The organism is Proteus sp. CD3 (assembly GCF_008808075.1).
Classification (GTDB): domain Bacteria; phylum Pseudomonadota; class Gammaproteobacteria; order Enterobacterales; family Enterobacteriaceae; genus Proteus; species Proteus appendicitidis.
The window spans coordinates 2,521,198-2,547,227 of the sequence record NZ_CP019686.1 but is presented as its reverse complement, the minus strand read 5'-3'; the positions used below and the strand labels follow the sequence as shown (position 1 = coordinate 2,547,227).

At 37.2% G+C, this 26,030-nt stretch carries 21 protein-coding genes and 1 tRNA gene; 16 read left to right on the top strand and 6 right to left on the bottom strand.

Annotated features, from left to right (window positions below; translation table 11 throughout):
* Window positions 1-14: 14 nt before the first annotated feature.
* The 6 genes from pepP to gcvP all read left to right on the top strand — a co-directional run bounded on the left by pepP (window position 15) and on the right by gcvP (window position 8,763).
* Window positions 15-1,325 carry a Xaa-Pro aminopeptidase gene (gene pepP, locus BTA34_RS11615; RefSeq protein ID WP_151435715.1) on the top strand — a complete coding sequence of 437 codons (1,311 nt, stop codon included), beginning with the start codon at window positions 15-17 and terminating at the stop codon, window positions 1,323-1,325.
* A gap of 13 nt (window positions 1,326-1,338) precedes the next feature.
* Entirely contained in the window at window positions 1,339-2,511 is a 1,173-nt protein-coding gene (ubiH, locus tag BTA34_RS11610; RefSeq protein ID WP_151435714.1) for a 2-octaprenyl-6-methoxyphenyl hydroxylase, read from the top strand.
* Window positions 2,512-2,580: 69 nt separating this feature from the next.
* Window positions 2,581-3,816 (top strand): FAD-dependent 2-octaprenylphenol hydroxylase, encoded by a 1,236-nt coding sequence (ubiI, locus tag BTA34_RS11605; RefSeq protein WP_151435713.1) that lies wholly within the window; start codon window positions 2,581-2,583, stop codon window positions 3,814-3,816.
* 414 nt (window positions 3,817-4,230) lie between these two features.
* A complete protein-coding gene (gene gcvT, locus BTA34_RS11600; RefSeq protein ID WP_100159083.1) occupies window positions 4,231-5,325 on the top strand; it encodes a glycine cleavage system aminomethyltransferase GcvT in 1,095 nt (364 codons plus the stop codon).
* A 35-nt stretch (window positions 5,326-5,360) separates the two neighbouring features.
* Window positions 5,361-5,753 carry a glycine cleavage system protein GcvH gene (gcvH, locus tag BTA34_RS11595; protein WP_151435712.1) on the top strand — a complete coding sequence of 131 codons (393 nt, stop codon included), beginning with the start codon at window positions 5,361-5,363 and terminating at the stop codon, window positions 5,751-5,753.
* Window positions 5,754-5,886: 133 nt separating this feature from the next.
* On the top strand, window positions 5,887-8,763 hold the full coding sequence (gene gcvP / locus BTA34_RS11590; protein ID WP_151435711.1) for an aminomethyl-transferring glycine dehydrogenase: 2,877 nt from the start codon (window positions 5,887-5,889) through the stop codon (window positions 8,761-8,763).
* Between the two features lie 93 nt (window positions 8,764-8,856).
* On the opposite strand, the gene BTA34_RS11585 is transcribed toward gcvP, so the two are convergent.
* Window positions 8,857-9,459: an HD domain-containing protein gene (locus BTA34_RS11585; RefSeq protein ID WP_151435710.1), complete on the bottom strand. Its 603-nt coding sequence runs from the start codon at window positions 9,457-9,459 to the stop codon at window positions 8,857-8,859.
* A gap of 31 nt (window positions 9,460-9,490) precedes the next feature.
* Entirely contained in the window at window positions 9,491-10,477 is a 987-nt protein-coding gene (gene ygfZ, locus BTA34_RS11580) for a tRNA-modifying protein YgfZ (protein ID WP_151435709.1), read from the bottom strand.
* 264 nt (window positions 10,478-10,741) lie between these two features.
* On the opposite strand from ygfZ, the gene sdhE reads away from it, so the two are divergent.
* Window positions 10,742-11,017 (top strand): FAD assembly factor SdhE, encoded by a 276-nt coding sequence (gene sdhE / locus BTA34_RS11575; RefSeq protein ID WP_036913402.1) that lies wholly within the window; start codon window positions 10,742-10,744, stop codon window positions 11,015-11,017.
* A 478-nt stretch (window positions 11,018-11,495) separates the two neighbouring features.
* Window positions 11,496-11,903, top strand: a complete 408-nt coding sequence (locus BTA34_RS11570) for a protein YgfX (protein WP_151435708.1) — start codon at window positions 11,496-11,498, stop codon at window positions 11,901-11,903.
* Window positions 11,904-11,919: 16 nt separating this feature from the next.
* Here the strand turns inward: BTA34_RS11570 and fldB are convergent, their stop codons facing one another.
* Window positions 11,920-12,438: a flavodoxin FldB gene (fldB, locus tag BTA34_RS11565; RefSeq protein WP_100159164.1), complete on the bottom strand. Its 519-nt coding sequence runs from the start codon at window positions 12,436-12,438 to the stop codon at window positions 11,920-11,922.
* Between the two features lie 108 nt (window positions 12,439-12,546).
* On the opposite strand from fldB, the gene xerD reads away from it, so the two are divergent.
* From xerD to BTA34_RS11525, 8 genes are all read left to right on the top strand, one after another.
* Window positions 12,547-13,485 (top strand): site-specific tyrosine recombinase XerD, encoded by a 939-nt coding sequence (gene xerD, locus BTA34_RS11560; RefSeq protein WP_151435707.1) that lies wholly within the window; start codon window positions 12,547-12,549, stop codon window positions 13,483-13,485.
* A 33-nt stretch (window positions 13,486-13,518) separates the two neighbouring features.
* Window positions 13,519-14,226, top strand: a complete 708-nt coding sequence (dsbC, locus tag BTA34_RS11555) for a bifunctional protein-disulfide isomerase/oxidoreductase DsbC (protein ID WP_151435706.1) — start codon at window positions 13,519-13,521, stop codon at window positions 14,224-14,226.
* A gap of 9 nt (window positions 14,227-14,235) precedes the next feature.
* Window positions 14,236-15,969 (top strand): single-stranded-DNA-specific exonuclease RecJ, encoded by a 1,734-nt coding sequence (recJ, locus tag BTA34_RS11550; RefSeq protein ID WP_151435705.1) that lies wholly within the window; start codon window positions 14,236-14,238, stop codon window positions 15,967-15,969.
* Window positions 15,970-16,139: 170 nt separating this feature from the next.
* A protein-coding gene (gene prfB, locus BTA34_RS11545) for a peptide chain release factor 2 (protein ID WP_109371064.1) occupies window positions 16,140-17,238 on the top strand; the annotation gives its coding sequence in 2 pieces (ribosomal slippage) (window positions 16,140-16,214 and window positions 16,216-17,238; 1,098 coding nt in all).
* Between the two features lie 8 nt (window positions 17,239-17,246).
* A complete protein-coding gene (gene lysS, locus BTA34_RS11540; RefSeq protein WP_151435704.1) occupies window positions 17,247-18,761 on the top strand; it encodes a lysine--tRNA ligase in 1,515 nt (504 codons plus the stop codon).
* Between the two features lie 207 nt (window positions 18,762-18,968).
* Window positions 18,969-19,042 (top strand) — tRNA-Gly (locus BTA34_RS11535).
* A gap of 353 nt (window positions 19,043-19,395) precedes the next feature.
* On the top strand, window positions 19,396-21,660 hold the full coding sequence (locus BTA34_RS11530) for a TonB-dependent receptor domain-containing protein (protein WP_151435703.1): 2,265 nt from the start codon (window positions 19,396-19,398) through the stop codon (window positions 21,658-21,660).
* Window positions 21,661-22,032: 372 nt separating this feature from the next.
* Window positions 22,033-23,583 (top strand): methyl-accepting chemotaxis protein, encoded by a 1,551-nt coding sequence (locus BTA34_RS11525; protein ID WP_151435702.1) that lies wholly within the window; start codon window positions 22,033-22,035, stop codon window positions 23,581-23,583.
* Between the two features lie 253 nt (window positions 23,584-23,836).
* On the opposite strand, the gene BTA34_RS11520 is transcribed toward BTA34_RS11525, so the two are convergent.
* The 3 genes from BTA34_RS11520 to BTA34_RS11510 all read right to left on the bottom strand — a co-directional run bounded on the left by BTA34_RS11520 (window position 23,837) and on the right by BTA34_RS11510 (window position 25,607).
* The gene (locus BTA34_RS11520; protein WP_151435701.1) at window positions 23,837-24,040 is read right to left on the bottom strand and encodes a hypothetical protein; all 204 of its coding nucleotides are present in this window, start codon (window positions 24,038-24,040) and stop codon (window positions 23,837-23,839) included.
* Between the two features lie 303 nt (window positions 24,041-24,343).
* On the bottom strand, window positions 24,344-24,553 hold the full coding sequence (locus BTA34_RS11515; RefSeq protein ID WP_069367749.1) for a sigma-S stabilization anti-adapter protein IraP: 210 nt from the start codon (window positions 24,551-24,553) through the stop codon (window positions 24,344-24,346).
* Between the two features lie 505 nt (window positions 24,554-25,058).
* Window positions 25,059-25,607, bottom strand: coding sequence for an NADPH-dependent FMN reductase (locus BTA34_RS11510; protein WP_151435700.1), 549 nt, complete (start codon window positions 25,605-25,607; stop codon window positions 25,059-25,061).
* Between the last annotated feature and the right edge of the window lie 423 nt (window positions 25,608-26,030).

The following is a 26,030-nucleotide window of genomic DNA, read 5'->3' as shown; positions in this document are numbered from 1 at the left end:
AGACAGGAGTGGGTATGAATAAGCAAGAATTTTTATCCCGTCGTCAGGCATTATTAGCTCAAATGAAGCCTGCGAGTGCAGCTATCTTTTTTGCCGCACCACCAGCGCAACGTAATGCCGATAGTGAGTATCCTTATCGCCAACATAGTGATTTCCTTTATCTAACCGGTTTCAGCGAGCCTGAAGCTATTCTTGTGCTGATTAAAAGTGATGAAACACATAATCATAGTGTGCTTTTTAATCGTGTTAGAGATCTAACCGCTGAAATTTGGTTTGGTCGCCGCCTCGGACAAGAAGCTGCACCTGAAAAATTAGGTGTTGATAAGGCGCTACCTTATGAAGATGTTGGTGAGCAACTTTATCAATTATTAAACGGGTTAGATGTTGTTTATCATGCTCAAGGTGAATATGCGTTTGCTGATGAGATAGTCTTTGGTGCATTAGAAATCTTAAGAAAAGGCTCTCGTCGTAACTTAAAAGCGCCACAAACTATCATTGATTGGCGTCCAATTGTTCATGAACAACGCCTATTTAAATCTGATTTTGAACTTGAATTACTGCGTAAAGCTGGAAAAATTACCGCATTAGCACATACGCGTGCGATGCAAAAATGCCAGCCGGGTATGTATGAATATCAACTTCAAGGTGAGATTGAACATGAGTTTGTCTCTCATGGTGCGCGTTACCCTTCTTATAACAGTATTGTTGGTAGTGGTGAAAATGGTTGTATTCTGCACTACACCGAAAATGAAACCAAAATGCGTGATGGGGATTTAGTTCTTATTGATGCAGGCTGTGAATATGAAGGTTATGCCGGTGATATCACCCGTACTTTCCCTGTTAATGGTAAATTTAGCCGTCAACAACGTGAAATTTATGACATAGTTTTAAAATCTATCAATGTTTCTTTGGAATTGTACAAACCTGGTACAAGTATCAAAGAAGTCACTGAGCATGTCGTGTATATCATGGTCGAAGGACTGGTTAAACTGGGCATTATGCACGGTGAAATCGAGCATCTTATTGAGACAAAAGCCTATCAGCGTTTCTTTATGCATAGCTTAAGCCACTGGCTGGGTCTTGATGTTCATGATGTTGGACATTATGGCACAGATCGTGACCGTATTTTAGAACCGGGTATGGTACTAACCATTGAACCGGGACTTTACATTGCGCCAGATGCCGATGTGCCACAAGAATATCGTGGTATTGGTATTCGTATTGAAGATGACATTGTTATCACGGAAACAGGCAATGAGAATTTAACGGCATCTGTCGTTAAAGATCCTGATGAAATTGAAGCTCTGATGGCAGGAAAAATTTAAGGCTAAAATCAGCATGAATGTGATTATTGTGGGTGGTGGAATGGCAGGTGCGACCTTAGCACTTGCACTCTCTGCATTAAATAAAGGTAAGATTTCAATTTCGTTAATTGAAGCAAGAGAGCCTGACAATGGGCACCCTGGGTTTGATGCAAGAGCGATCGCATTAGCACATGGAACAGCAAAACGGTTAGAGCAAATCGGGCTTTGGTCAACATTAAAACCTTTTGTCACTCCCATTAATCATGTTCATGTTTCTGATAAAGGTCATTGTGGTTTTGTTAATATTTATGCGCAAGACTATGATATCTCAGCACTGGGTTATGTTATTGAATTGCATGATGCAGGGCGTCAGCTTTTTGCTAAGTTAAAAAAACAATCTAATATCACGCTTTATTGCCCCGCCAAAGTTGAACATGTTCAACGTAATATCGATTCTGTTGAGGTAACACTTGATGATGGTACGCAATTATCGGGTAATTTACTGATTGCTGCTGATGGTACACACTCACCTATTGGTCACCAGTGCCAGATCCAATGGCACCGAGAGCCTTATCATCAAGTGGCTGTGATCGCTAATGTCAAAACGCAAATCGATCCCCAAGGCAAAGCTTTTGAACGTTTTACGGAGTTTGGCCCCTTAGCCATGTTACCAATGAGTGAAGGGCGGAGTTCATTGGTGTGGTGTCATCCTATTGAAAAATTAGATGAAGTTTCACGGTGGGATGATGAAACAACTATCGCACATTTACAACGTGATTTTGGCTGGCGTTTAGGGAAGATAGAGCATATTGGCAAGCGAAATTGCTACCCTTTAGCGCTACAAAAAGCCAATCAAATTATTGGTCATCGTTTAGCGTTAGTTGGAAATGCTTCGCAAACACTTCATCCTATTGCAGGACAAGGTTTTAACCTTGGTTTACGTGATGTTATGGCTCTCGCCAATACGATCACCCAAGCGATTAATACCAATATTGATATTGGTAGTTATCGAGTGCTCTCTCAATATCAACAACTTCGCCAACAAGATAGAGAAAAAACAATCTCTATTACTGATGGGTTGGTGAAAGTGTTTGCAAATCGTTGTGTGCCACTGATTGTTTCTCGCAACTTAGGGTTAATGACGATGGAATTGCTCCCAATGATGAGAGATAAATTGGCACATCAAACACTTGGCTGGACAGACTAGAGCGTGTTGATCTTTGATGGTCAATTTTCATTCGAATTAAATATAGTCGCTTTTTAGGATACTTTTATTATGAAATCATTTGATGTTGTTATTGCTGGTGGTGGAATGGTAGGGCTTGCATTAGCCAGCGGTTTACACGGGTGTGGATTACGTATAGCGATAATAGAAAATCACCCTGTAACGAAGCTTTTTCACCCACAAGATGATTTTTCATTACGGGTATCTGCTATTAATACAGCCAGTGAAATGTTGCTGAAAAAATTAGGTGTTTGGGAAAATTTACAAGCATTACGAACTGCACCTTATCAAGGTATGGAAGTTTGGGATCAAGATAGCTTTGGTCGAATTGAGTTTTCAGCACAAAAAGAAGGATTTAGTCACTTAGGCTCTATTATCGAAAATAACCTTATTCGTGAAGTACTTTGGCAAAAATGTGAAAGCCATAGTGATATTACCTTCTATTCATCCACGCAAATTGAGCGCGTGGTGTGGGGGGAAAATGATGCATTTATTACCCTTGATGATGGTGAAATGTTGACAGCCAGATTAGTTGTCGGAGCTGACGGTGCTAATTCATGGTTACGCAAACATGCAGATATTCCCCTGACTTTTTGGGATTATGAACATCATGCCTTAGTTGCGACTATTCGTACCGAACAACCTCATGAAAATGTTGCGCGCCAAGTCTTTCATGGCGAAGGTATTTTGGCGTTTCTGCCTCTTTCTGATCCTCATACTTGTTCTATTGTTTGGTCTTTACCAAACAACCTCGCTGAACGTTATAAAAACGCAGAAAAAAACCTATTTGAGCGCACACTCGGTGTGACCTTTGATATGCGTTTAGGTCAATGTGAATTAATAAGTGATCGTATGACCATACCATTAACAGGTCGTTATGCTCGCCAGTTTGCGGCTCCTCGCTTAGCGTTATTAGGCGATGCGGCGCATACTATTCATCCTTTAGCAGGGCAAGGTGTTAACCTTGGTTTTATGGATGTTGCTGAGTTAATTGGTGAGATCCGTCGCTTAAAAGCAGAAGGTAAAGATTTTGGTGAATATCTCTATTTGAGACGGTTTGAGCGTCGTCGAAAACATGCGGCTGCTGTGATGTTGGCAAGTATGCAAGGATTCCGTGAACTTTTTGCTGGCAATAACCCCGTGAAAAAACTGGTGCGAGATATCGGTCTTTCGTTAGCAGATAGTTTACCGGGGGTAAAACCTAAGTTACTTGAGCAAGCAATGGGACTTTCTGATTTGCCTGAATGGTTAAGTAATAAAAATCTCACTTCAGTTGAAAAAATCTAATTCCTCTCTTATTTCACATTACTTTTATTTATACCTGACTGAAGAAATAGAACTAAAAAAATCTATTTTTTCAGTCTATTCTTTGCACTAATTCCTTTTTTTCAGTAATTCCTCGCTAAAAATGAGCGCTGATACGCATAATTGCAATCATTAGTTCTGCATACCCATATGTCTACATTATGATTAAGAGACACAATACCCTATTTTAACTTATGGTTTATTTTTTCTCACAATGCTAAGTTCAAAGGGATGGTATCGTTTGCGTTGTACGTTAATTGCTCTTATTTGTTAAATCCATGTTTAAAAATAAACTTAAGCTTGAGATTAACACTATGATTTCAAATCAAGTTTAATTTTATATTTAACAAATTGCGTTCTCTGAATAATCTAAAGTAAAAGTAGAAAGAGGGAAAAATGGCAAAACAGACTCCGTTGTATGATGAGCACGTAGCCTGCGGTGCTCGTATGGTTGATTTTCATGGTTGGATGATGCCTTTGCATTATGGCTCTCAAATAGATGAACATCATATTGTGCGTCGCGATGCAGGTATGTTTGATGTTTCTCATATGACCATTGTTGACTTACATGGCTCACAAGTTAAAGATTTTCTACGTTATTTATTAGCGAATGATGTCGCTAAACTCACCGAAAAAGGTAAGGCGCTTTATACCGGTATGCTCAATGCATCAGGCGGTGTAATTGATGATCTTATCGTCTACTATTTTGATGACTCTTTCTATCGCCTCGTTGTGAACTCCGCTACTCGTGAGAAAGATTTGGCATGGATTGAACAACATGCTTCAGATTATGTCGTTGATATCACTGTTCGCGACGATCTGGCTTTAATCGCTGTTCAAGGTCCTCATGCACAAGAGAAAGTACAAAGCTTATTAAGCGAAGCGCAACGCCAAGTTGTTTCTGCCATGAAGCCTTTCTATGGTGTAGAGCTTGGAGACTTATTTATTGCCACAACCGGCTATACCGGTGAAGCTGGCTATGAAATCGCCATGCCAAAAGAGCAAGCCGTCGATTTTTGGAAAAAATTATTAGCTGTGGGAGTTAAACCCGCAGGATTAGGTGCAAGAGACACATTACGCCTAGAAGCTGGAATGAACCTCTATAGCCAAGAGATGGATGAAACTATTAATCCACTTGAAGCCAATATGGGATGGACGATTGCATGGGCGCCAGAAGATCGTCAATTTATTGGTCGAGAAGCATTAGAAAAATTACGCGCAACAGGCACAGATAAACTTGTTGGTCTTGTAATGCGAGAGAAAGGTGTGTTGCGTGCAGGTACTGCCGTACACTTTACTGATGATTTAGGTGAATTAAGAGAAGGTATTATTACAAGTGGTACTTTTTCGCCTACATTAGGCTTTAGTATTGCATTAGCAAGAGTTCCAGCAGGTATAAAAGATAGCGCAATTGTATTAATGCGTAATCGTGAGATGCCAGTAGAAGTGGTAAAACCTGGTTTTGTTCGTTCAGGTAAAGCATTGGTATAACACGGTACAATTATTTTAAATGGAGAGTAAGGTCGATGAGTCAAATACCTAGTGAATTAAAATACGCACAATCTCATGAGTGGATCCGTTCAGAAGGCAATGGTGAATACACTATCGGTATTACTGAACATGCACAGGAATTATTAGGTGACATGGTGTTTGTTGATCTACCTGAAGTGGGTAGAGAAGTTGCAATCGGTGATGATTGTGCGGTAGCAGAATCAGTAAAAGCTGCATCAGATATATACGCACCATTATCGGGTGAAATTATCGCAGTAAATGAAGAGTTAGACGGTTCTCCAGAACTTGTGAACAGCGCACCTTATGGAGAAGGTTGGCTATTTCGCATTAAAGCAAATAATGAAAGCGAATTAGATGACTTACTTGATGCCGCTGGTTATCAAGAACTGGTAGATAGCGAAGAGTAAAAAGCAGCGCCCCGTCAGATTAATGTCGGGGCGTTTTTATTTGTTAGCTTGTTATCGTAATGCTATCTCAACACGCTTTAAGCCGTGTGCTATTTACCTATCCATTCATAGTGAATTCAGGAAATTACTTGCAATGACACAGACTTTAAATCAGTTAGAGTATCGCGATGAATTTATTCGTCGCCATATTGGTTCATCACCAGAACAGATTAAAGAGATGCTCAGTGCTGTTGGCGTCTCCTCATTAAATGAATTAACTCAAAAAATTGTTCCAAATAATATTCAATTAGAAACACCACCAAATGTGGGAGCAGGGGCAACAGAGCAAGAAGCCTTGGCTGAATTAAAAGCGATCGTCAGCCAAAATAAACGTTTTACTTCTTACATTGGAATGGGTTACGCACCTTCTGTATTACCTCCTGTAATTTTGCGTAATTTATTAGAAAATCCGGGTTGGTATACTGCTTATACACCTTATCAGCCAGAAGTTTCTCAAGGTCGTCTAGAATCACTATTGAATTTCCAACAGGTTACAATTGATTACACAGGAATGGATCTTGCTTCTGCATCGTTGCTAGATGAGGCAACGGCCGCAGCCGAAGCAATGGCAATGGCAAAACGTGTAAGCAAATTGAAAAATGCTGATCGTTTTTTTGTCGCTGATGATATTCACCCTCAAACCTTAGATGTTGTCAGAACGCGTGCAGATACCTTTGGTTTTGAAGTTGTTGTTGATAAAGCGGAAAAAGTATTAGAGCTTGAAGGTGTGTTTGGTGTGCTATTACAACAAGTTGGCACAACAGGCGAAGTTCATGATCACAGTAAGTTATTAGCAGCACTAAAAGAGCGTAAAATTATTACCAGTGTTGCCGCTGAGTTAATGGCGCTGGTGGTACTCACTGCACCGGGCCATCAAGGTGCTGATATCGTATTAGGCTCAGCACAACGTTTTGGTGTCCCTATGGGTTACGGTGGCCCACATGCGGCATTCTTTGCTTGTCGTGATGAATATAAACGTGCAATGCCGGGGCGTATTATTGGTGTTTCTCGCGATGCTGCGGGTAATCGCGCATTACGTATGGCGATGCAAACGCGTGAACAACATATTCGTCGTGAAAAAGCGAACTCGAATATTTGTACATCCCAAGTGTTACTTGCCAATATCGCGGCTATGTATGCGGTTTATCATGGACCAGAAGGGTTAAAAACCATCGCTCAACGTATTCATCGTTTAACGGATATTTTAGCCGCGGGTTTACAACAAAACGGTATGGTATTACGCCATAAAACTTGGTTTGACACATTAACGATTGATACCGTAGATAAAGCTGCTGTATTACAACGCGCTAAAGATGCCGAAATTAATTTACGTACCGATATCGTGGGTGCTGTGGGTGTCACACTAAGCGAAATTACAACGCGTGAAGATGTATTAAAGCTTGTTGAAATTATCAGTGGTAAAGCATTAGTGGGTGATATTGATGCACTTGATAAACAAGTTGCTTCCTCATCAGTATCAATTCCTGCTTCTATGCAACGTAAAGACACTGTGCTGACACATGAAAACTTCCATCAGTATCACAGTGAAACGGAAATGATGCGCTATATGCATCGATTAGAAAATAAAGACTTAGCATTGAATCAAGCGATGATCCCATTAGGATCATGTACGATGAAACTTAATGCTGCCGCCGAAATGATCCCGATCACATGGCCTGAATTTACAGAGCTACATCCATTCTGCCCAGCCTATCAAGCGAAAGGCTATCAAGTGATGATTGGACAACTCTCTAATTGGCTTGCGGCACTTACGGGTTATGATGCGATGTGTATGCAACCAAACTCAGGCGCTCAAGGTGAATATGCCGGTTTATTAGCGATTCGTCGTTATCATCAAAGCCGTGGCGAAGGTACGCGACATATCTGCTTGATCCCAAGCTCAGCACACGGCACTAACCCCGCTTCTGCTCATATGGCAGGCATGACAGTGGTGGTTGTCGGTTGTGATGATAATGGCAATATCGATATTGCAGACTTAAAAGCCAAAGCAGAAAAACATCAAGCGGAACTCTCTTGTGTGATGGTGACATACCCATCAACGCATGGTGTTTATGAAGAAGGTATTCGTGAAGTTTGTGAAATCATTCATCAATATGGCGGACAAGTTTATCTTGATGGTGCCAATATGAATGCGCAAGTGGGGATCACAACACCGGGCTTTATTGGTTCTGATGTTTCTCACTTAAACTTACATAAAACCTTCTGTATTCCTCATGGCGGTGGTGGACCAGGAATGGGACCTATTGGTGTGAAATCACACTTAGCACCATTTGTACCGGGGCATTCTGTTGTTGAAATGGAAAATGTCACAACACAAGGCGCGGTTTCTGCGGCTCCATTTGGTAGTGCTTCAATACTACCGATTAGTTGGATGTATATTCGTATGATGGGCGCTCAAGGGCTTAAAAAAGCAAGCCAAGTGGCAATCTTAAATGCGAACTATATTGCACAACGTCTGAAAGATGACTATGACATTCTTTATGCTGGCGCTGATGGCTATGTCGCACATGAATGTATTATCGATATTCGTCCATTAAAAGCGAATTACGGTATTAGTGAAATGGATGTGGCTAAGCGTTTAATTGACTATGGATTCCACGCTCCAACCATGTCATTCCCTGTTGCGGGCACATTAATGATTGAGCCAACAGAATCTGAAAGTAAAGTTGAAATAGATCGCTTTATTGAAGCACTGCTTTCTATCCGTGCTGAAATTGCACAGGTAGATAAAGGAGTATGGCCAATTGATGACAATCCACTAGTTAATGCACCTCATACACAATATGAATTAGTGCAAGAGTGGTCACATAGTTATAGTCGTGAATGTGCAGTATTCCCAAGTGAAGCAACAAAACAAAGTAAATACTGGCCAGCGGTTAAACGTCTGGATGATGTGTATGGCGACCGTCATCTACATTGTTCATGTGCGCCAATTAGTGACTATGAATAAGCTTTAATCTAGCCATATTCTTAAATTAAAATACCGATGGTTAAGAAGTTAGCCATCGGTATTTTTTATTTCACAAATTCAGCATTGAATAGATTACTTCAGCCAGCCTTTTTTCTGTGCCTCTAATAGTTGAGGATAGAGATATTGCCAAAATTCTGGCCACTGTTTTTCAATAAATAAATTTCTAGCCAAGACTTGCTCAAGGCGAATATTATTTTCAACCCAGCTTTGACCTTCATTATGCAAGTTCATCAGCATCGGCATAGTGCGATCAAGAATATTGGCAAACTGAGATTCTGGTGTTTCCGCTGCATCATATTCCAGCCATAAATTGAGGAAATATTCATTTTGTGGGGAAGGTAATAAAGAGAAAATACGTTTTGCGGCTTTTTGCTCATGCTCTTTAATCGCTTCACGAGCTGCAACGTCATAAACCATTACATCGCCAGCATCTATTTCAACAATATCGTGAACAAGGGCTAACTGAATAGCACGTCCCATATCAATATCACCGGCATAAGGCTGAAAACTCATTGCTGCAACGGCAAAGTGCCAGCTATGTTCTGCGGTATTTTCGGAACGACTATTGTCTAATACATTATTTTTACGATAAACACGCTTTAGTTTATCTAACTCCATAATAAAGTTAATAGTATCAGAGAAGGGGCCAAATGCCCCTTTAGGTAATTGTGTCATAAAATTCCGTATTGGTTATGATAAATAAGAATTACTCTTCTTCTAAAGAATAAGGCAGTGGTTTAATGGATAAACGACTGATGTCATCGTTTTGAACGCGAAATACACTATCGGGTTCCATATCGTTATTCATAACAACTTCAGCCAAAATAGTATTATCAGCCATACGTACAGCACTTAATACTGTTCCTGTTTTACGCCATTTATCTTCGCCTAATTGCCATTCAACGCTACCACCGATCTCAGGTAATTCAGTACCACCACCTGATAACAGATACATTGCACGTTTATTTGCACCTCTGAATTTTGCACGGGATACCATTTCTTGCCCGGTATAACAGCCTTTTTTAAAGCAGATGCTCAGAGGTAATGCTTGCAGATTTGTTGCTTGAGGTAAGAATTGCTCAATATTGGGAGTATCAATAATAGGATATCCAGCCTCAATATCTAAGGCTAACCATTGCTCACTATCACCGGTTTCTGCTTTTAATGTTGTTGCAAGATTTTTTGCTGTTGCTTCGTCTGTTACGATTAAAAAGCGTTCAGTAGGTAAAGGCAGTTGCAGAATATAAGTATTATCGTGATTAACCACTTCGTTTGCTTTACGAGGAATATTTGGAAAGTAATCTGCTAATGCAAGAGCAGCACCTTGCCCTGCTAATCCTAATAAAACGTTATCCGTATTTTCCGCTAAGGTTACTTTTGAAAATACAGCATATTTTTTTAATTCAGCAAGTTGTTTTTGTGCGACATTTTTACGCAAAATATAAGCAAAACCTTCTTGCTGGTGGAATAAGCGAAGTGTACTCCACATTTTACCTTTTGCTTCACAGTGCGCAGCCAATGTATGTGTTGTTGTTGGAAGTGCTGCAATATCCGTTGTTAGTTGACCTTGTAGATATTTTTCACTGTCAGCACCTGTTGCTGTTATCAGTGACCATTCATCTAAAGAAACCAGTGTTAATGGCAAATTGATTGCTGCATGAGGGCGTTTAGCCTGAGTAGAATTTTGAGTCATGATGTCACCAGCTATTAAATTAATCAGATACATCAGTTATGGTAAAAGAGTGGCAAGACAATGCAAGTCATTATTATTTTTAGCGCACAGAAAATGAACTTGATAAATAACAAATGAAAGCGTGTTCAATAAGTTGTCTATGAGACTAAACCAGCAAACTGTGATCATTTTGATGTTAAAAATTTTGCGATAAGACTATTATCAGTGCTAGGAAGAAATAGTGGTATTTCTTGATTTGAACAATGTAAAGAGCAGAGTATGACTATCGATATAGAGAATAAAGCACGAATTAACTGGGCATGTCGTCGTGGAATGCGTGAACTGGATATTTCTATCATGCCTTTTTTCGAGAATGAGTACGATACGCTATCTGATAACGATAAAGCGCTTTTTGTTCGTTTACTAGAGTGTGCAGATCCTGATTTATTTAACTGGTTAATGAATCATGGACGCCCAGATGATGATGCGCTCTATTATATGGTGAAATTAATCCAAGATCGCAATAAAGCTAGAATGGCGGAGATCGTTGATAAATATTAATAAAATAGATTATCAAATCAGCGATAGATTAAGCAATAATTAAGATTGATTAAAAATGACACCTTTATTTTATCATCTAATAAAGGTGTTTTTATTTTTTATATAAAAATGTAATAATATTAAGAACACTCTAAAATTTACTGAAATAAAAAATGTAGTTGCGTTAAATTTGCGCACTATCTCTAAAAATGATCGTTTAAATCGCCTTTTTTCGATATTTTTCGTTTTATACTTAATAAATCAGCTATGCTAATTTTATTAAAACCGCGATTAAGAAAGAATAGAATTACGTATTTATTATTAAGTTATATTTTTTAACACATATTAAATCAAAAAAGTAACAATAAATAATCACTCTAAAATATAAGATTAATTATTTGTAATATTAAGGCAGAAGTTTCATTATAAATAGGTTGGTTTTTATTACCTTGAACTTATTTATATTCGTATAGAATTACAGCAGGAGTTAATATAACTCGTGATTTTATTGAAATCGCACCTCACAGTATCATGGTTCACTCAACTCTTCTCAACGGTTGCTTATGTTGTCTTTGTGATCGGTTTACTGTTGTATCCATGGCCTCCTAATTTTATTTATGTTTGGGTTCCATTGTTACTTTTCTTGATAGTTAGTTGGTATTTTACACAAAAGAATATTAGTCGTATCAAAGGGGATTTTATTTTACTAAATGGCAACCGAATTCAATGGAAACTGCATGAATGGCAAATAACAAAACGCCCTTGGATCAGTCGTTTTGGTACTCGAATAACGTTGACTTCTATTCTAAATAAAAAGCAAATTACGTTATGGGTTGCTTTTGATAGTATGGCTGAAAATGAGTGGCGTAACTTTTCTCAGTTATTAATGCAATATCCAGATATTTAATATCTGGACATTAAATTTATAACTTTTCTTCTACTTCACGTAGAATTTGCATACACCATTGTGATAAACGTTCATCAGTTTCTTCAAATTGGTTTACGTCATCTAATGCAAGACCAACAAAATGTTTACCATCATCTGATAAAGGTTTTGGGCTGACAAACTCATACCCATCAACAGGCCAAAAACCAATAAACTTAACACCACTTGGTAATAAATGATGGTAGAGCATACCCAGCGCATCAAGAAACCATTCGCTGTAATCAACCTGATCACCCATTCCATACATTGCAATCAGCTTATTTTTTAAATTTAATGTTGGCAATGTATCCCAAATATTGAGCCAATCTTCTTGGATCTCACCAAAATCCCAAGTTGGAATACCTAAAATAAGGATGTCATATTGTTCCATAAGCGTGATGTCACACTCTTGAACATTATGAAGATCAACGAACTCTTCACCGAGAATATCACGAATTTTTTCTGCTGCCATTTCGGTGTAACAGGTGCTGGAACCGTAAAATAGACCAATTTTCATAAAGGTTTTTAGGATATTTTTGCCAATAAAGGTCACTATTGTACCAGAAAAATTTTTTTATAAGGCATAATGTAAAGGCGATAAGCTAAAGAGAGGGAGAGCAAGACTGTGTCACAAACCAAATTATCGACAAAAAAGACAACTCATATCAATGAAGATACTGATATTATCATTGAACAATTTCTCGACAATATTTGGTTGGAGCAAGGCTTATCCGCAAATACGCTCAGCTCTTATCGCTTAGACTTACAAGCATTAGGGCAATGGCTTGCACATCACCAATTAGACTGGTTATCGGTCACTACTTTGGATTTGCAATCCTTTCTCGCGACGCGTTTAGATGAAGGCTATAAAGCCAGTAGTGCTGCACGCCTACTTAGCACAATGCGTCGATTATTTCAGTATCTGTATCGTGAAAAGTTACGTTTAGACGATCCAAGCTCCTTACTGTCAACACCTAAGCTTCCTAAGCGTTTACCCAAAGATTTAAGTGAACGACAAGTTGATGATTTACTCAATGCTCCTTGTATTGATGAGCCACTTGAATTGCGCGATAAAGCAATGCTTGAAGTTCTTTATGCATGCGGGCTTCGTGTTTCTGAATTAGTGGGATTATCCCTCTCTGATATCAGCTTACGACAAGGCGTGCTACGTGTTATTGGTAAGGGCGATAAAGAACGATTAGTTCCTTTAGGTGAAGAAGCTATTTACTGGCTGGAGCAATATCTGCAATATGGAAGACCCACTTTAATGCAAGGGAAAACAGACGATATTGTTTTTCCTAGCTTAAGAGGGCAAAAAATGACACGCCAAACATTTTGGCATCGGATAAAACATTATGCCGTGATAGCAGGGATCGATACTGAAAAACTATCACCCCATGTGTTGCGTCATGCATTTGCGACACATCTCTTAAATCATGGAGCAGACTTGCGTGTTGTACAGATGTTATTGGGGCACAGTGACCTCTCTACAACACAGATTTATACCCATGTTGCAACAGAACGTTTGAAAGCGCTTCATCAGCAACATCATCCAAGGGGATAGCCGCTAAAGAGCTGGCGTTAAATAGGAATTCAAATGAAAAAGAAATTACTCTGGTTGCCAATATTATTAAGCATGGTGTCAATGCCCGTGCTTGCTGACAATGCCTCAATTGAAGCGCAACTGGCTAAAATGCAAATTAAAGCTGAAAGTATCCAACCTACACCGATTGTTGGATTAAATGCGGTGTTATCAGATAAAGGCATTTTTTATATTACAGATGATGGTAAATATCTGACCGCGGGACCTATTTATAACATTAGCAGTGGGGAGCCAGTTAGCATTGCTAATCAAGTTATCATGAAAAAAGTAGACTCACTTAAGAATGAAATGATCGTTTATAAAGCGCGAAATGAACGCCATGTGATCACTATTTTTACTGATATTAGTTGCCCTTATTGCCAAAAACTTCATCAAGAAGTGCCCGAATTGAATAAACAAGGTGTCACAGTACGCTATTTAGCGTTTCCTCGTAATGGCATTAGTAACAATATTGTGAGCAAAGAAATGAATGCTGTGTGGTGTAGTGGATTCCCTAATAAATCATTAGACAGCGCATTTAAAGGTGACAAAATTATTGCGATTGATGACTGCAAAAAAATCAATATCAATGAACACTTTAAATTAGGCACCATGATGGGTATTCAGGGTACACCTGCTATTGTGTTACCTAATGCCAGTATTTATGGTGGATATATTTCTGCGCAAAACCTTGTTGAATTATTAGATAAAAAAGAGAAGTAATTACGTTTTATGGTCACTATTGAACCGACACTGCGTCGTCGAATTGCACAGGTAACTCAATTACCGGATAACTTAGATCCCTTATTACGACAAATTTATGCTAATCGTGGAATAACATCTGAAGTTCAACTAGAACGATCGTTAAGAGGCTTACTTCATTATCAAGCATTAACCGGAATAGAAACGGCAATTTCATTACTGATTGAGGCGTTACAGCAACAATCTCGTATTGTTATTGTCGGTGATTTTGATGCCGATGGTGCAACGAGTACCGCACTTGCGATTAAAGCATTACGCCAAATGGGATTTAAGCAAGTTAGTTATCATATTCCTAATCGCTTTGATGATGGTTATGGTTTAAGCCCTCAAGTTGTTCATGATGTTGCTAAAAAAGGGGTTGATCTCATTATCACTGTTGATAATGGCATTTCCTCTTTTGAAGGTGTGGATACGGCTCATGAATATGGTATTCGTGTTCTTGTTACGGATCACCATTTACCGGGACAAACCTTACCCGCTGCTGATGCGATTATTAATCCTAATCTGACAGATTGCTCTTTTTTATCTAAATCATTAGCCGGTGTTGGCGTTACCTTTTATTTAATGACGGCATTAAGAGCTGAATTAGAAAAACAAGGTTGGTTTGAGCAACAAAACTTAGCTCGCCCTAATATGGCGGATTTTCTTGATTTAGTTGCACTAGGTACAGTGGCAGACGTTGTTCCTCTTGATGAAAATAACCGTATTTTTGTTTACGAAGGATTACGCCGAATAAGGGCTGGTCGTTGTTGTGTAGGGATCAAAGCACTTACGGAAGTTTCTCGTAAAGAGCTATCTCAATTGGTTAGTAGTGACTTAGGTTTCTCTTTAGGACCTCGCTTAAACGCAGCAGGGCGTCTTGATGATATGTCTGTCGGTGTCGCGTTACTTTTAACTGACAATATTGGTTCAGCGCGTGAAATTGCTAATGAACTTGACGGATTAAATCAAACTCGGCGTGAAATTGAAGCGGGCATGCAAGAAGAAGCCTCAACTATTTTTCGCCAATTTATGGGAACGCAACACGATTTACCCAATGGTTTAGCGATTTATCATCCTCAATGGCACCAAGGTGTTGTGGGTATTTTAGCGTCTCGTATTAAAGAAAAATTGCATCGTCCAGTTATTGCGTTTGCACCTAGTGGTGATGGTTTATTAAAAGGCTCTGGTCGTTCAATTAGTGGTGTTCATCTTCGAGATGCTTTAGAGCGATTAAATACATTAAATCCGGGTTTGATGGTGAAATTTGGTGGGCACGCAATGGCGGCGGGGCTTTCACTTGAAGAGGATAAATTCCCATTATTTCAGCGCCATTTTTCGTCTTTAATGGCAGAGCTGGTTTCTGACGAACAGTTGCAAGGTGTTATTTTATCGGATGGTGAACTAACTGAACATCAATTTTCATTGCCTATCGCAGAAATGCTAAGAGAAGCAGGTCCGTGGGGACAGGCTTTTCCTGAACCTTTATTTGACGGTAAGTTTACGCTGTTACAACAACGTATTGTGGGTAGTAAGCATTTAAAAATGATGCTTCAGCCAGTAAATAGTCATCTTATGATTGATGCAATTGCATTTAATGTTGATATCAATATATGGCCTGATAACAGTATTAAAACCGTCGAGTTGGCTTATAGATTAGATGTAAATGAGTTTAGAGGGCAACGTAATGCGCAACTGCTTGTTGAGCATATTTGGCCTTGTTAACACGAATAATTAAGCAATTTACCGTGATATAAAGAGTCACGTTGTTATGCTAATAACTATCTGGTAGACAGTTGTATATAAATGCTATAAACCCGCTGATATATCCGTTACAATATGCGGTTCAAAATTTATTCCAATTGTTTTTAAAAATAACATAAAGACGAAAAAATATGTTTGAAATCAACCCCGTAAAACACCAAATTGAAGAAGTCTCTGAAAGAACGAATGTTCTCAGGGGGTATCTTTGACTATGATGCCAAGAAAGAGCGTTTAGAAGAAGTTAACGCTGAATTAGAACAACCTGATGTATGGAATGAGCCAGAAAGGGCGCAAGCATTAGGCAAAGAGCGTTCATCTCTTGAGGCTATCGTAGAAACAATCGATCAGTTAGAGCAAGGACTAGAAGACGTTTCTGGTTTACTTGAATTAGCTGTTGAAGCTGATGACGAAGAAACATTTAACGAAGCTATTGCTGAATTAGATGGTTTAAATAAAAAGCTTGAGCAATTAGAATTCCGTCGTATGTTCTCTGGTGAATATGACAGTGCGGATTGCTACCTTGATTTACAAGCCGGCTCTGGTGGTACAGAAGCGCAAGATTGGGCAAGTATGCTGATGCGCATGTACTTGCGTTGGGCGGAATCAAGAGGCTTTAAAACAGAAATTATTGAAGAATCTGACGGTGATGTTGCAGGATTAAAATCAGCGACTATCAAAATTATTGGTGAGTACGCCTATGGTTGGTTACGTACAGAAACGGGTGTTCATCGCCTAGTTCGTAAAAGCCCCTTTGACTCAGGTGGCCGTCGTCATACCTCATTTAGTTCTGCCTTTATTTACCCTGAAGTTGATGACAATATTGATATTGAAATCAACCCTGCTGATTTACGTATTGACGTTTATCGTGCTTCGGGTGCAGGTGGACAGCACGTTAACAAAACAGAATCTGCGGTTCGTATTACCCACGTTCCAACAGGTCTTGTTACTCAATGCCAAAACGATCGCTCTCAGCATAAGAACAAAGATCAGGCAATGAAGCAGATGAAAGCGAAGTTATACGAGCTGGAAATGCAGAAGAAAAATGCAGACAAGCAAGTAATGGAAGATAACAAGTCCGATATTGGCTGGGGTAGTCAAATTCGTTCTTATGTTCTTGATGATTCACGTATTAAAGATTTACGTACTGGTGTGGAAACGCGTAATACACAAGCAGTATTAGACGGTGATCTTGATAAATTTATTGAAGCTAGCTTAAAAGCGGGCCTGTGAGGAAAAACATGTCGCAACAGCAACAAGGTGCGGAGCAGGCACCTGATTTAAATAACGAACTGCAAACACGCCGCGAAAAATTATCCGCTTTACGTGATAATGGTAACGCATTCCCAAATGATTTCCGCAGAAATGCGCTGTCTGACGAATTACATCAAAAGTATGATGCAATGAGTGCAGAAGAGTTAGAAGCCGCAAATGTGGAAGTTTCTATTGCAGGTCGTATGATGACTCGCCGTATTATGGGCAAGGCATCTTTCGCTACATTGCAAGACATGGGTGGTCGTATTCAGCTTTATGTTTCTCGTGATGATTTACCAGAAGGCATCTATAACGAGCAATTTAAAAAATGGGATTTGGGCGATATCTTAGGGGCTAGTGGTCGTGTTTTTAAAACGAAAACGGGTGAACTAAGTATTCATTGTCACGAAGTGCGTTTATTAACTAAAGCATTACGCCCATTACCGGATAAATTCCACGGTTTAGCTGACCAAGAAATGCGTTATCGTCAGCGCTATTTAGATCTGATCTCTAATGAAGAATCGCGTAAAACGTTCCAAATTCGTTCACAAGTTATGGCGGGTATCCGTCAATTTATGGTGAACAAAGGCTTTATGGAAGTTGAAACGCCAATGATGCAAACCATTCCTGGTGGAGCAAGTGCGCGTCCGTTTATTACGCACCATAATGCGTTAGATATCGATATGTATCTGCGTATTGCACCTGAATTATATTTAAAACGTTTAGTTGTGGGTGGTTTTGATCGCGTATTCGAAATCAACCGTAACTTCCGTAACGAGGGTGTATCACCACGTCATAACCCAGAGTTTACAATGATGGAACTCTATATGGCGTATGCAGATTACCGCGACTTGATTGAATTAACTGAAGAATTATTCCGTACATTAACTGAAAATGTACTTGGCTCTTCATTAGTGAAATATGGTGATCAAGAGTTTGATTTTGGTAAACCTTTTGCCAAATTAACTATGAAAGAAGCTATCTGCAAATATCGTCCAGAAACCGTAATGACGGATCTTGATGATATGGATAAAGCGGTTGCTATTGCTCAATCTATTGGTATTAAGATTGAGAAAAGCTGGGGCTTAGGTCGTGTTCAGTGTGAAATTTTTGAAGAAGTTGCAGAAAGCCACTTAATTCAACCAACGTTCATTATTGAATACCCAGCAGAAGTTTCTCCACTGGCTCGTCGTAACGATGATAATCCGTTTATCACTGACCGCTTCGAATTCTTTATTGGTGGTCGTGAAATTGGTAATGGTTTCTCAGAACTTAATGATGCACAAGACCAAGCAGAGCGTTTTGAAGATCAAGTTCGCCAAAAAGAAGCGGGTGATGCTGAAGCTATGTTCTTCGACCATGACTATATCACGGCATTAGAACATGGTTTACCGCCAACAGCAGGTTTAGGTATTGGTATTGACCGTATGGTGATGTTATTTACTGACAGCCATACTATTCGTGATGTTATTTTATTCCCGGCAATGCGCCCTAATAAATAATTGTTATTTTGAATAACTGCTATTTTAAATAAATAGTTAATTAGCGAATAACATTAACGAATATCGATATAGTTATAAAGCCACCGAAAGGTGGCTTTATTGTTTTTAAAAACAAATGGTTATCTTTTTTTCGATGATTAAATAATCATTTAAATAAGAAGGGGATTGTCGTTCAATCAAGGAGGCGTATAATCAGAAAAATCCAATGCGGGCGTAGTTCAATGGTAGAACGAGAGCTTCCCAAGCTCTATACGAGGGTTCGATTCCCTTCGCCCGCTCCAAATAATCTTTTCCTCAATATCATCTCAATACGCATTGTTTAAATCCTATTCCACTTATTTTATCAAGCCAATAAGTCAAATAATTAGTATAAAAATCCAAATGTTAACCAGATGATAATAATAGTTATTATTATATTGATAATTATTATCATTGGAGTATATTCCTATTCCTTAAATAAACCATTAAAGGAATATAACCCTATAAATAATATAGCTATTTTATTTTTCTATTGTTCAAAAAGCTAATAGTTATTCAAATTTATTAGATAAATGACAGATTAATTTTTAACATTCATCAGGTTACTTGATGATATAAAACGATTGATAGTTGATAAGTGAAAGGCATTAGTTAAATGATATTTCAAGCAAAAAAAAACATAATAACCTTAGTTATTTTATGCACATCAACGTCATCTTTAGCCAGCCAAAATACGCCAGCAAATCAAGAAGACAAACTTGTTGTTACCGCAAATAAAACTAAAACAGATATTAAACAGATTAATACAAAAGACATTAGTACGATAAGAGGAACTACTAACTCAGATATCTTTGCTAATGAAACATCGCTTCAAAGTAATAATTCTAGAAATGAAGCGGGAGCGCTTGATATTGGTATTCGTGGGTTACAAGGAAATGGCCGTGTTCCTATTATTATTGATGGAAGTCTACAATCAACGAATACATGGCGGGGTTATCAAGGAAGTTCAGATAGAACATATATTGATTCTGATTTGATTGATACTATCGAAATAGAAAAAGGTGCTTCCATGAGTAAATTCTCGGGGGGCGCGATTGGTGGAACAGTTAAGTTAAAAACCATTTCAGCAAATAGTATTATTCCTCAAGGTGATCAAGTTGGCTTTCTATTTAAAGGCAGCCTTTATAATAATAATGTTAGACCTACTATTGGCTCAAATGAGAAAGAAGAAGGCAACTATCGACCATCAACAGATTTAAAAAGTACCCATTTTAATAATGGTGCTTATACCGCGGGTGTTGCTTATCGAAATGAAAAATTCGATTTCTTAATAGCTTATAGTGATCGTACACAGGGTAACTTTGTTGCGGGTAAGCATGGTTATGACAAATATAGGCTAGCAGATTCACCGATTAAACCTGGACAGGAAGTTGTTAATACCAGTTATGACAGTCAGTCAACTTTACTGAAGTCCAATATCTATTTTAATCCTTACTCCAGTTTAGAAATTAACTACCGCCATCATGAACAAAGAGCGGGTGAAGTTCTTGCTGCTTATTGGTATCAATCTGATGGACAAATGTCACAATGGACATTAGGTAGCGCCAGAATAGATACAACGTCTGTAAACTACTCTTATAAACCAGAGTCGATTTTAGTGGATATGAATATCGGCGTATGGTGGACCAAAGGAAAATTTAATCAAAGAAATGGTTTAACAGATGATGTTTCTGCACATTATGGTGATCAATACAAACATAAATACAGTGACGAACGAATTGGTTTTAATATCGAAAATACGTCACAGCTTGCCAATAAGCCAATAGATATTACTTATGGTATTGAGTATATGGCTCAAACAACAAAACCATTAACTAAAAGGTATGAATCTAATTGGAGCCCAGAGGGGATAACGCAAGGCAGAGAACTATTTACGGCAAATCGCAATGCAAAAGGAATAACCAGCTCACTATTTACCAATATTGCTTATAAAGGTAAATGGATTGATACATTGGGCGGTTGGCGTATTCATTCCTTTAAAGTTGAAGATCATATTGCCGGAAAAACAACAACCTATGGACCTAAAAATGATTTCTTTGGTGAGATACGTTTCCATGTGACACCAGATTTAGATCTTTATAGCAAATATTCAGATACTTATAGAGAGCCGAGTTTATTTGAAAGCTCTGTATCAGATCAAACCTATTCTTATAACCCTAAGTATCCGATTAAACCTGAAAATGCGCGATCTTTCGAAGTAGGTATCCATTTAGATAAAGATAATCTTATTTTTGATGAAGATAATACGTCATTACGTATTGCTTATTTCAATAATGATATTAAAAATTATCTTTCTCAAGGGGTAAATCCAAATGGTGGATATTATCCTGAGTCTTACGTTGTCACTAAGAATTACGATAAATTTAAATTATCAGGTTATGAAGTTGAATTAAAATATGATTCAAATTATCTATTTGGTTCAGTTGATGCGACTTTCTATAATAAAGCCGATCTATGTTCAAAAGCTGAAATGGAATTAGGTCACCTTGAATCAGCCTGTAATTCTGTTGGTTTTGCATGGGGATTATCACCTTCAAGAATACCACCAGAGAAAATTTTCTCAGGGATTGCGGGTATTAAAATGTTTGATCAAAAATTACAGACAGGCGTTAGGGTTCGTTATAATTCAGGAAAAGATTACCCTCAAAAATGGTTAGTCGGTACGGCTGCGGCTCCTGTTCAGAAACTATATTCATCAACAACTGTCGATCTTTTTGGTAAGTACGCATTAAGAAAAAATATCAACTTCACATTTAATATTGATAACTTAACGAATCGTTATACATTTGATCCTGGTACGGTTATTTATATGCCAATTCCTGGACGTACTGTTAGATTAGGGATAGAAACAACCTTCTAACGATAAAATATGATCACCTCAGATTTGTTATAATTTGAGGTGATTTTTATTGAGTTAATTATTTAAGAATATTCTAAACCTCATTTTCCCTTCAACTATCCTTTTATTTTTTTAATGCTTCTTATTTATTTTTCAATTCACTGTTTTTATGGCGTATTGATTTTATAGAACTTTATTTTTTTTATATCAAATTATAAAAAATGATAGATAAGTAACGTTTTTGCTTCTTTCATCTAACCCTTTTTATGTATAGAAAATAAAAAACCAATTTATAAAAAACTTTAGTAAAAAATTAAAATAAATTGAAAAACTGTCGATAAGAGTACATTACGCCCTATTGGGCTTACTTTATCTTGTTAGTTGAGAAATTCGATGCAGAAACTTCGTAACATTACTATTCGTCTGATGCTGATAATCATATTGGGGACTTTATGTGTGTTATTTGGCGGTGTTAGTCTTTATAGCGCATGGTCACTATCACAAATATCTCAAGGCAATCAATCTGATAATCAAATAATAAAACAAATGGCTGCACTCAGTCAGGGAAATGATCAGTATTTTCGATTCACGTCTCGACTAAATCGTCTCATTGATGAAAAAGCAGAAGGCAAAGACGTCGATTTTACACAAGTACAATTGGCGATGGAAAATATGGAAAAACAGATTGAGTATATGAAATCTGTTTCTCCAGGACCTATGGATGCAAAAGTATCAAAAGAACTTATGGACGTATGGCAAGCGCTTTTTGAACAAGGCGTAAAAAAGCAGATGGAATTAGCGCTCAATGGCACTATCGAGCAATATACACATCATGCAAAAAATGTAACACCTGCATTGAGTCGCGAATTAGGCAATGTAAGCGAAAACTTTAATCATGTCGCAAATATAAAAATTGATAATACGATTGAAGAAGTGGATAAGCTTATTGAAGTGACACAAATTGTTATTGTTATTAGTGCCATTTTAGGGGCAATTATTTTGTTCCTCACCGATCGCTATTTAGCCGTTATGTTACAAAAACCACTCGAAAATATTCGCCAACATTTTGTGAAAATTACAGAAGGTGATCTAAGTCAGCCACTAGAACCTTTTGGTAATAACTGTGCAGGGCGATTAATACCGTTATTAAATGATATGCAAAATAGTTTGCATGAAGCGGTAAGTACGATCCGAATGGGAAGTGACAGTATTTATCGTGGTGCTTCTGAAATAGCCAAAGGGAATAATGATTTAGCTTCTCGTACAGAAGAGCAAGCAACAGCATTAGAACAAACAGCAGCAAGTATGGAAGAGATAACAGCGGCTGTGAACCAGAACATGGAACATGCTTATCAAGCAAGAGAATTGGCTGAAGTTGCATCAGTGACTGTTGAAAAAGGCAATGAATTAGCTGAATCTGTTGTGACAACAATGGATGGGATCTCTAATAGTTCAAGCAAAATTGCAGATATCATCAATGTCATTAATAACATTGCGTTTCAAACCAATATACTGGCTTTAAATGCATCAGTAGAAGCGGCAAGAGCAGGAGCACATGGCCGAGGATTTATGGTTGTCGCCAATGAAGTGCGTAATTTAGCCGGAGATAGTGCCAAAGCGGCTAAAGAGATTGAAGTTCTTATTGCTGATTCCACTGCCCGTGTAAAAAAGGGGGCAAAATTAGTCAGTGATATGGAAAATACGATGGAAGACATTTTGACGGGCGTTAAACAGGTAACGTCAATAATGAAAGAAATCACTATTGCATCTGAAGAGCAAAGTAAAGGTATTGGTCAAGTGAGTGTGGCGATTACTCAAATGGATGGTGTAACACAACAGAATGCCTCTTTAGTTGAACAAGTCTCAGCAGCAGCTATTTCATTAGAAAGGCAAACCGAAGAATTACAGTTATCGGTACAAAAGTTTAATCTTGCTCATCGTTAATAGAGAAAAAATTTATAAAGTATGTGTCTAAGGTGGTAAGTTTTTACTCGTTAGACGCATAAACATCATAAATCTAAAGTTTTCATTATTATCCGAATTAGCGAGCCATAAATAATCACATTATTTTGTTTATACTTAATCAATCAGTGATTATGTTAAAGTTTGAAGCGATTTGATTTTTTAAAGATGTAGATATAAATCCTCTCTAATATAAATAATAAAGAGAGGGTGTTGAAGAATGATAATTTAATGCTTAGAGTATTTTTTTTATATATTGTTCGGTCTTACTTATAATATCTTGGTATTGAGGATGTTCGATGTAAGCATCATTGACGGTCTTATTTATATCATGGATCACTATTTCTTTTTGTTTATCTGTCAAAGTCAATAACAAGGCTTTTAGAACAACTTTTACTGCTGCAATTTCATACTCTATATTGACAACTTTTTTTTCCATAAGATCCTCAAAAGAAAGACAATTTATTGCTGTGTGATAAATTATTTTTTATATTAATTAATTGTTTAATTAAATCCAAGAAAAAATTAAATAGACAAGAAAATATACAATGTTGTTGCATTTTTCATTAGATAGTAAATGTGAGGATATTTGAGATGAGGAAAATAGACACTCAGTAAATTTAACTTAGTGCTATGTAAATGAAAGGAAAATCACAGTATGTCTTATATAAAATAATCAATAGGATGCTATTAGCACCCTATAAAAATTAGGGTATAAATTTAATAGCAAATATCGTTTTCATTAGGCTTGAGTCAGTTTCTTCACATATTGCTCAGTTAAGTTAATAACTTCATTAAGCTGAGGGTATTTGTTCGATGTATCCTCAAGCACTATAGATATATTGCCCAACATATCTCTTCGTTGTTTATCATTTAGCGTGGAAAGTAAAGACTTGATAACAATTTTTAGAGCAGCAATTTCGCATTCAATTTCTTTTAAATTTTTATCCATGATTTACCTGCCAGTATTTAATGGATTAATAATATAGGTAATTTTTTTGTTTGTCACAATTATAAAAGCATATTATTTAGAGATGTATCGCACATTATGGCTAAGGTTCTAATCTAATATAAATTATTAAAAATAATTATCAAATTGTAATTTTTATATGTGGTAATAGATTGAAGTCTATTGATATTTTATGACTTTAGAACGAATAAGATAAATGATTAAATTTGATCTCAAGTCCGATTCTATTTAAATCCCTTTACTTTTGGTTATATAACAAACAATTATTAATTGTAATAAGAAAATATATCTTTTAAGGATAATCCATTTTTGTCTTATGTTATTAAATGTTGAAGTAGACAAATTTATAGTCACTTTTAATCTATAAAATATTAAAACTTTTATTTGTCAGTAGAGATATTATAACCAAATAAATTACATTAACTTTGATGTTTAAAAAGAAAAAGAGCTTATGTTTTTCACATAAAGCTCTTTTTAGTTTATTTGATTATTGATTATTTTGCTTCACAAAAGCAACGTAGGCATCAACCCAGTTTTGCATAAAAGCTGCTGTTTTCTCTGAAAACTGCCCATTATCAACCATTCCGTCATACCATTTTAGATAACACTCTGGTTGATTTAGCGTTGGCATATTTAAGAAGGCTAATGAATTACGTAAATGCTGTTGAGCTATTGCTGTACTAATATTACCTATTGAAACACCAATAATACCGGCTGGGATTTCATTCCAAGCACTCGTTCCATAAGGGCGAGAGGCTTGATCTAATGCATTTTTCAGCACGCCAGGGATTGAGCGATTATATTCTGGAGTAACAAAAACAATACCTTGGCACGCTTTTATTTGTTGTTTGAAATCGACAACAGAAGAAGGGGTATGACTGTCATCATCTTGGTTATAGAGAGGAAGAGCACTAATATCGATAAACTGGCAGGTAAATTCTTGAGGAAATAACTTAATTAAGGCATGTGCTGTTTGCTTATTAAACGAATCTTTTCTTAAACTACCGACAACGATACCAATTTTAAAACGACTCATTTTAGTTCTCCTATTTTGAAGGATAAAATGAATATCAATACTTAATTAGATATTCATTTTTTGATTTTATCTCGGTATTAAAAAACAGCAACAAAATATAAGCGTATTTTTTACGCATATATTGCGTAAATAAATGATAAAATTAGGATTATTATTTTTATAATAATCTGGTATTATCCCATCAATATAAAAAACGATCAGTTTATATGACAACATTTTTACTAAATAAATCCGATATTCAAGATTTGATGCATTTAGTGTGATGTAAGTAGTATTTTAAGAAAAAACAAATGAAATGATAGGAACACTCATTGTAACCAAGAGTGTTAGCCTATTTATTTAGTATGCAGTAGGTAATAGAAAATTATAATAAAATGGCTTAAAATGCGACAACTCATATGCTCTTGTTTAAGTCTGATCGGA

Bases quoted from the DNA above. Each gene is read 5' to 3' on its own strand.
- pepP (WP_151435715.1), top strand. From the start codon at position 15: ATGAATAAGCAAGAATTTTTATCCCGTCGTCAGGCATTATTAGCTCAA.
- ubiH (WP_151435714.1), top strand. From the start codon at position 1,339: ATGAATGTGATTATTGTGGGTGGTGGAATGGCAGGTGCGACCTTAGCA.
- ubiI (WP_151435713.1), top strand. From the start codon at position 2,581: ATGAAATCATTTGATGTTGTTATTGCTGGTGGTGGAATGGTAGGGCTT.
- gcvT (WP_100159083.1), top strand. From the start codon at position 4,231: ATGGCAAAACAGACTCCGTTGTATGATGAGCACGTAGCCTGCGGTGCT.
- gcvH (WP_151435712.1), top strand. From the start codon at position 5,361: ATGAGTCAAATACCTAGTGAATTAAAATACGCACAATCTCATGAGTGG.
- gcvP (WP_151435711.1), top strand. From the start codon at position 5,887: ATGACACAGACTTTAAATCAGTTAGAGTATCGCGATGAATTTATTCGT.
- BTA34_RS11585 (WP_151435710.1), bottom strand. From the start codon at position 9,459: ATGACACAATTACCTAAAGGGGCATTTGGCCCCTTCTCTGATACTATT.
- ygfZ (WP_151435709.1), bottom strand. From the start codon at position 10,477: ATGACTCAAAATTCTACTCAGGCTAAACGCCCTCATGCAGCAATCAAT.
- fldB (WP_100159164.1), bottom strand. From the start codon at position 12,438: ATGAAAATTGGTCTATTTTACGGTTCCAGCACCTGTTACACCGAAATG.
- dsbC (WP_151435706.1), top strand. From the start codon at position 13,519: ATGAAAAAGAAATTACTCTGGTTGCCAATATTATTAAGCATGGTGTCA.
- recJ (WP_151435705.1), top strand. From the start codon at position 14,236: ATGGTCACTATTGAACCGACACTGCGTCGTCGAATTGCACAGGTAACT.
- lysS (WP_151435704.1), top strand. From the start codon at position 17,247: ATGTCGCAACAGCAACAAGGTGCGGAGCAGGCACCTGATTTAAATAAC.
- BTA34_RS11530 (WP_151435703.1), top strand. From the start codon at position 19,396: ATGATATTTCAAGCAAAAAAAAACATAATAACCTTAGTTATTTTATGC.
- BTA34_RS11525 (WP_151435702.1), top strand. From the start codon at position 22,033: ATGCAGAAACTTCGTAACATTACTATTCGTCTGATGCTGATAATCATA.
- BTA34_RS11520 (WP_151435701.1), bottom strand. From the start codon at position 24,040: ATGGAAAAAAAAGTTGTCAATATAGAGTATGAAATTGCAGCAGTAAAA.
- BTA34_RS11515 (WP_069367749.1), bottom strand. From the start codon at position 24,553: ATGGATAAAAATTTAAAAGAAATTGAATGCGAAATTGCTGCTCTAAAA.
- BTA34_RS11510 (WP_151435700.1), bottom strand. From the start codon at position 25,607: ATGAGTCGTTTTAAAATTGGTATCGTTGTCGGTAGTTTAAGAAAAGAT.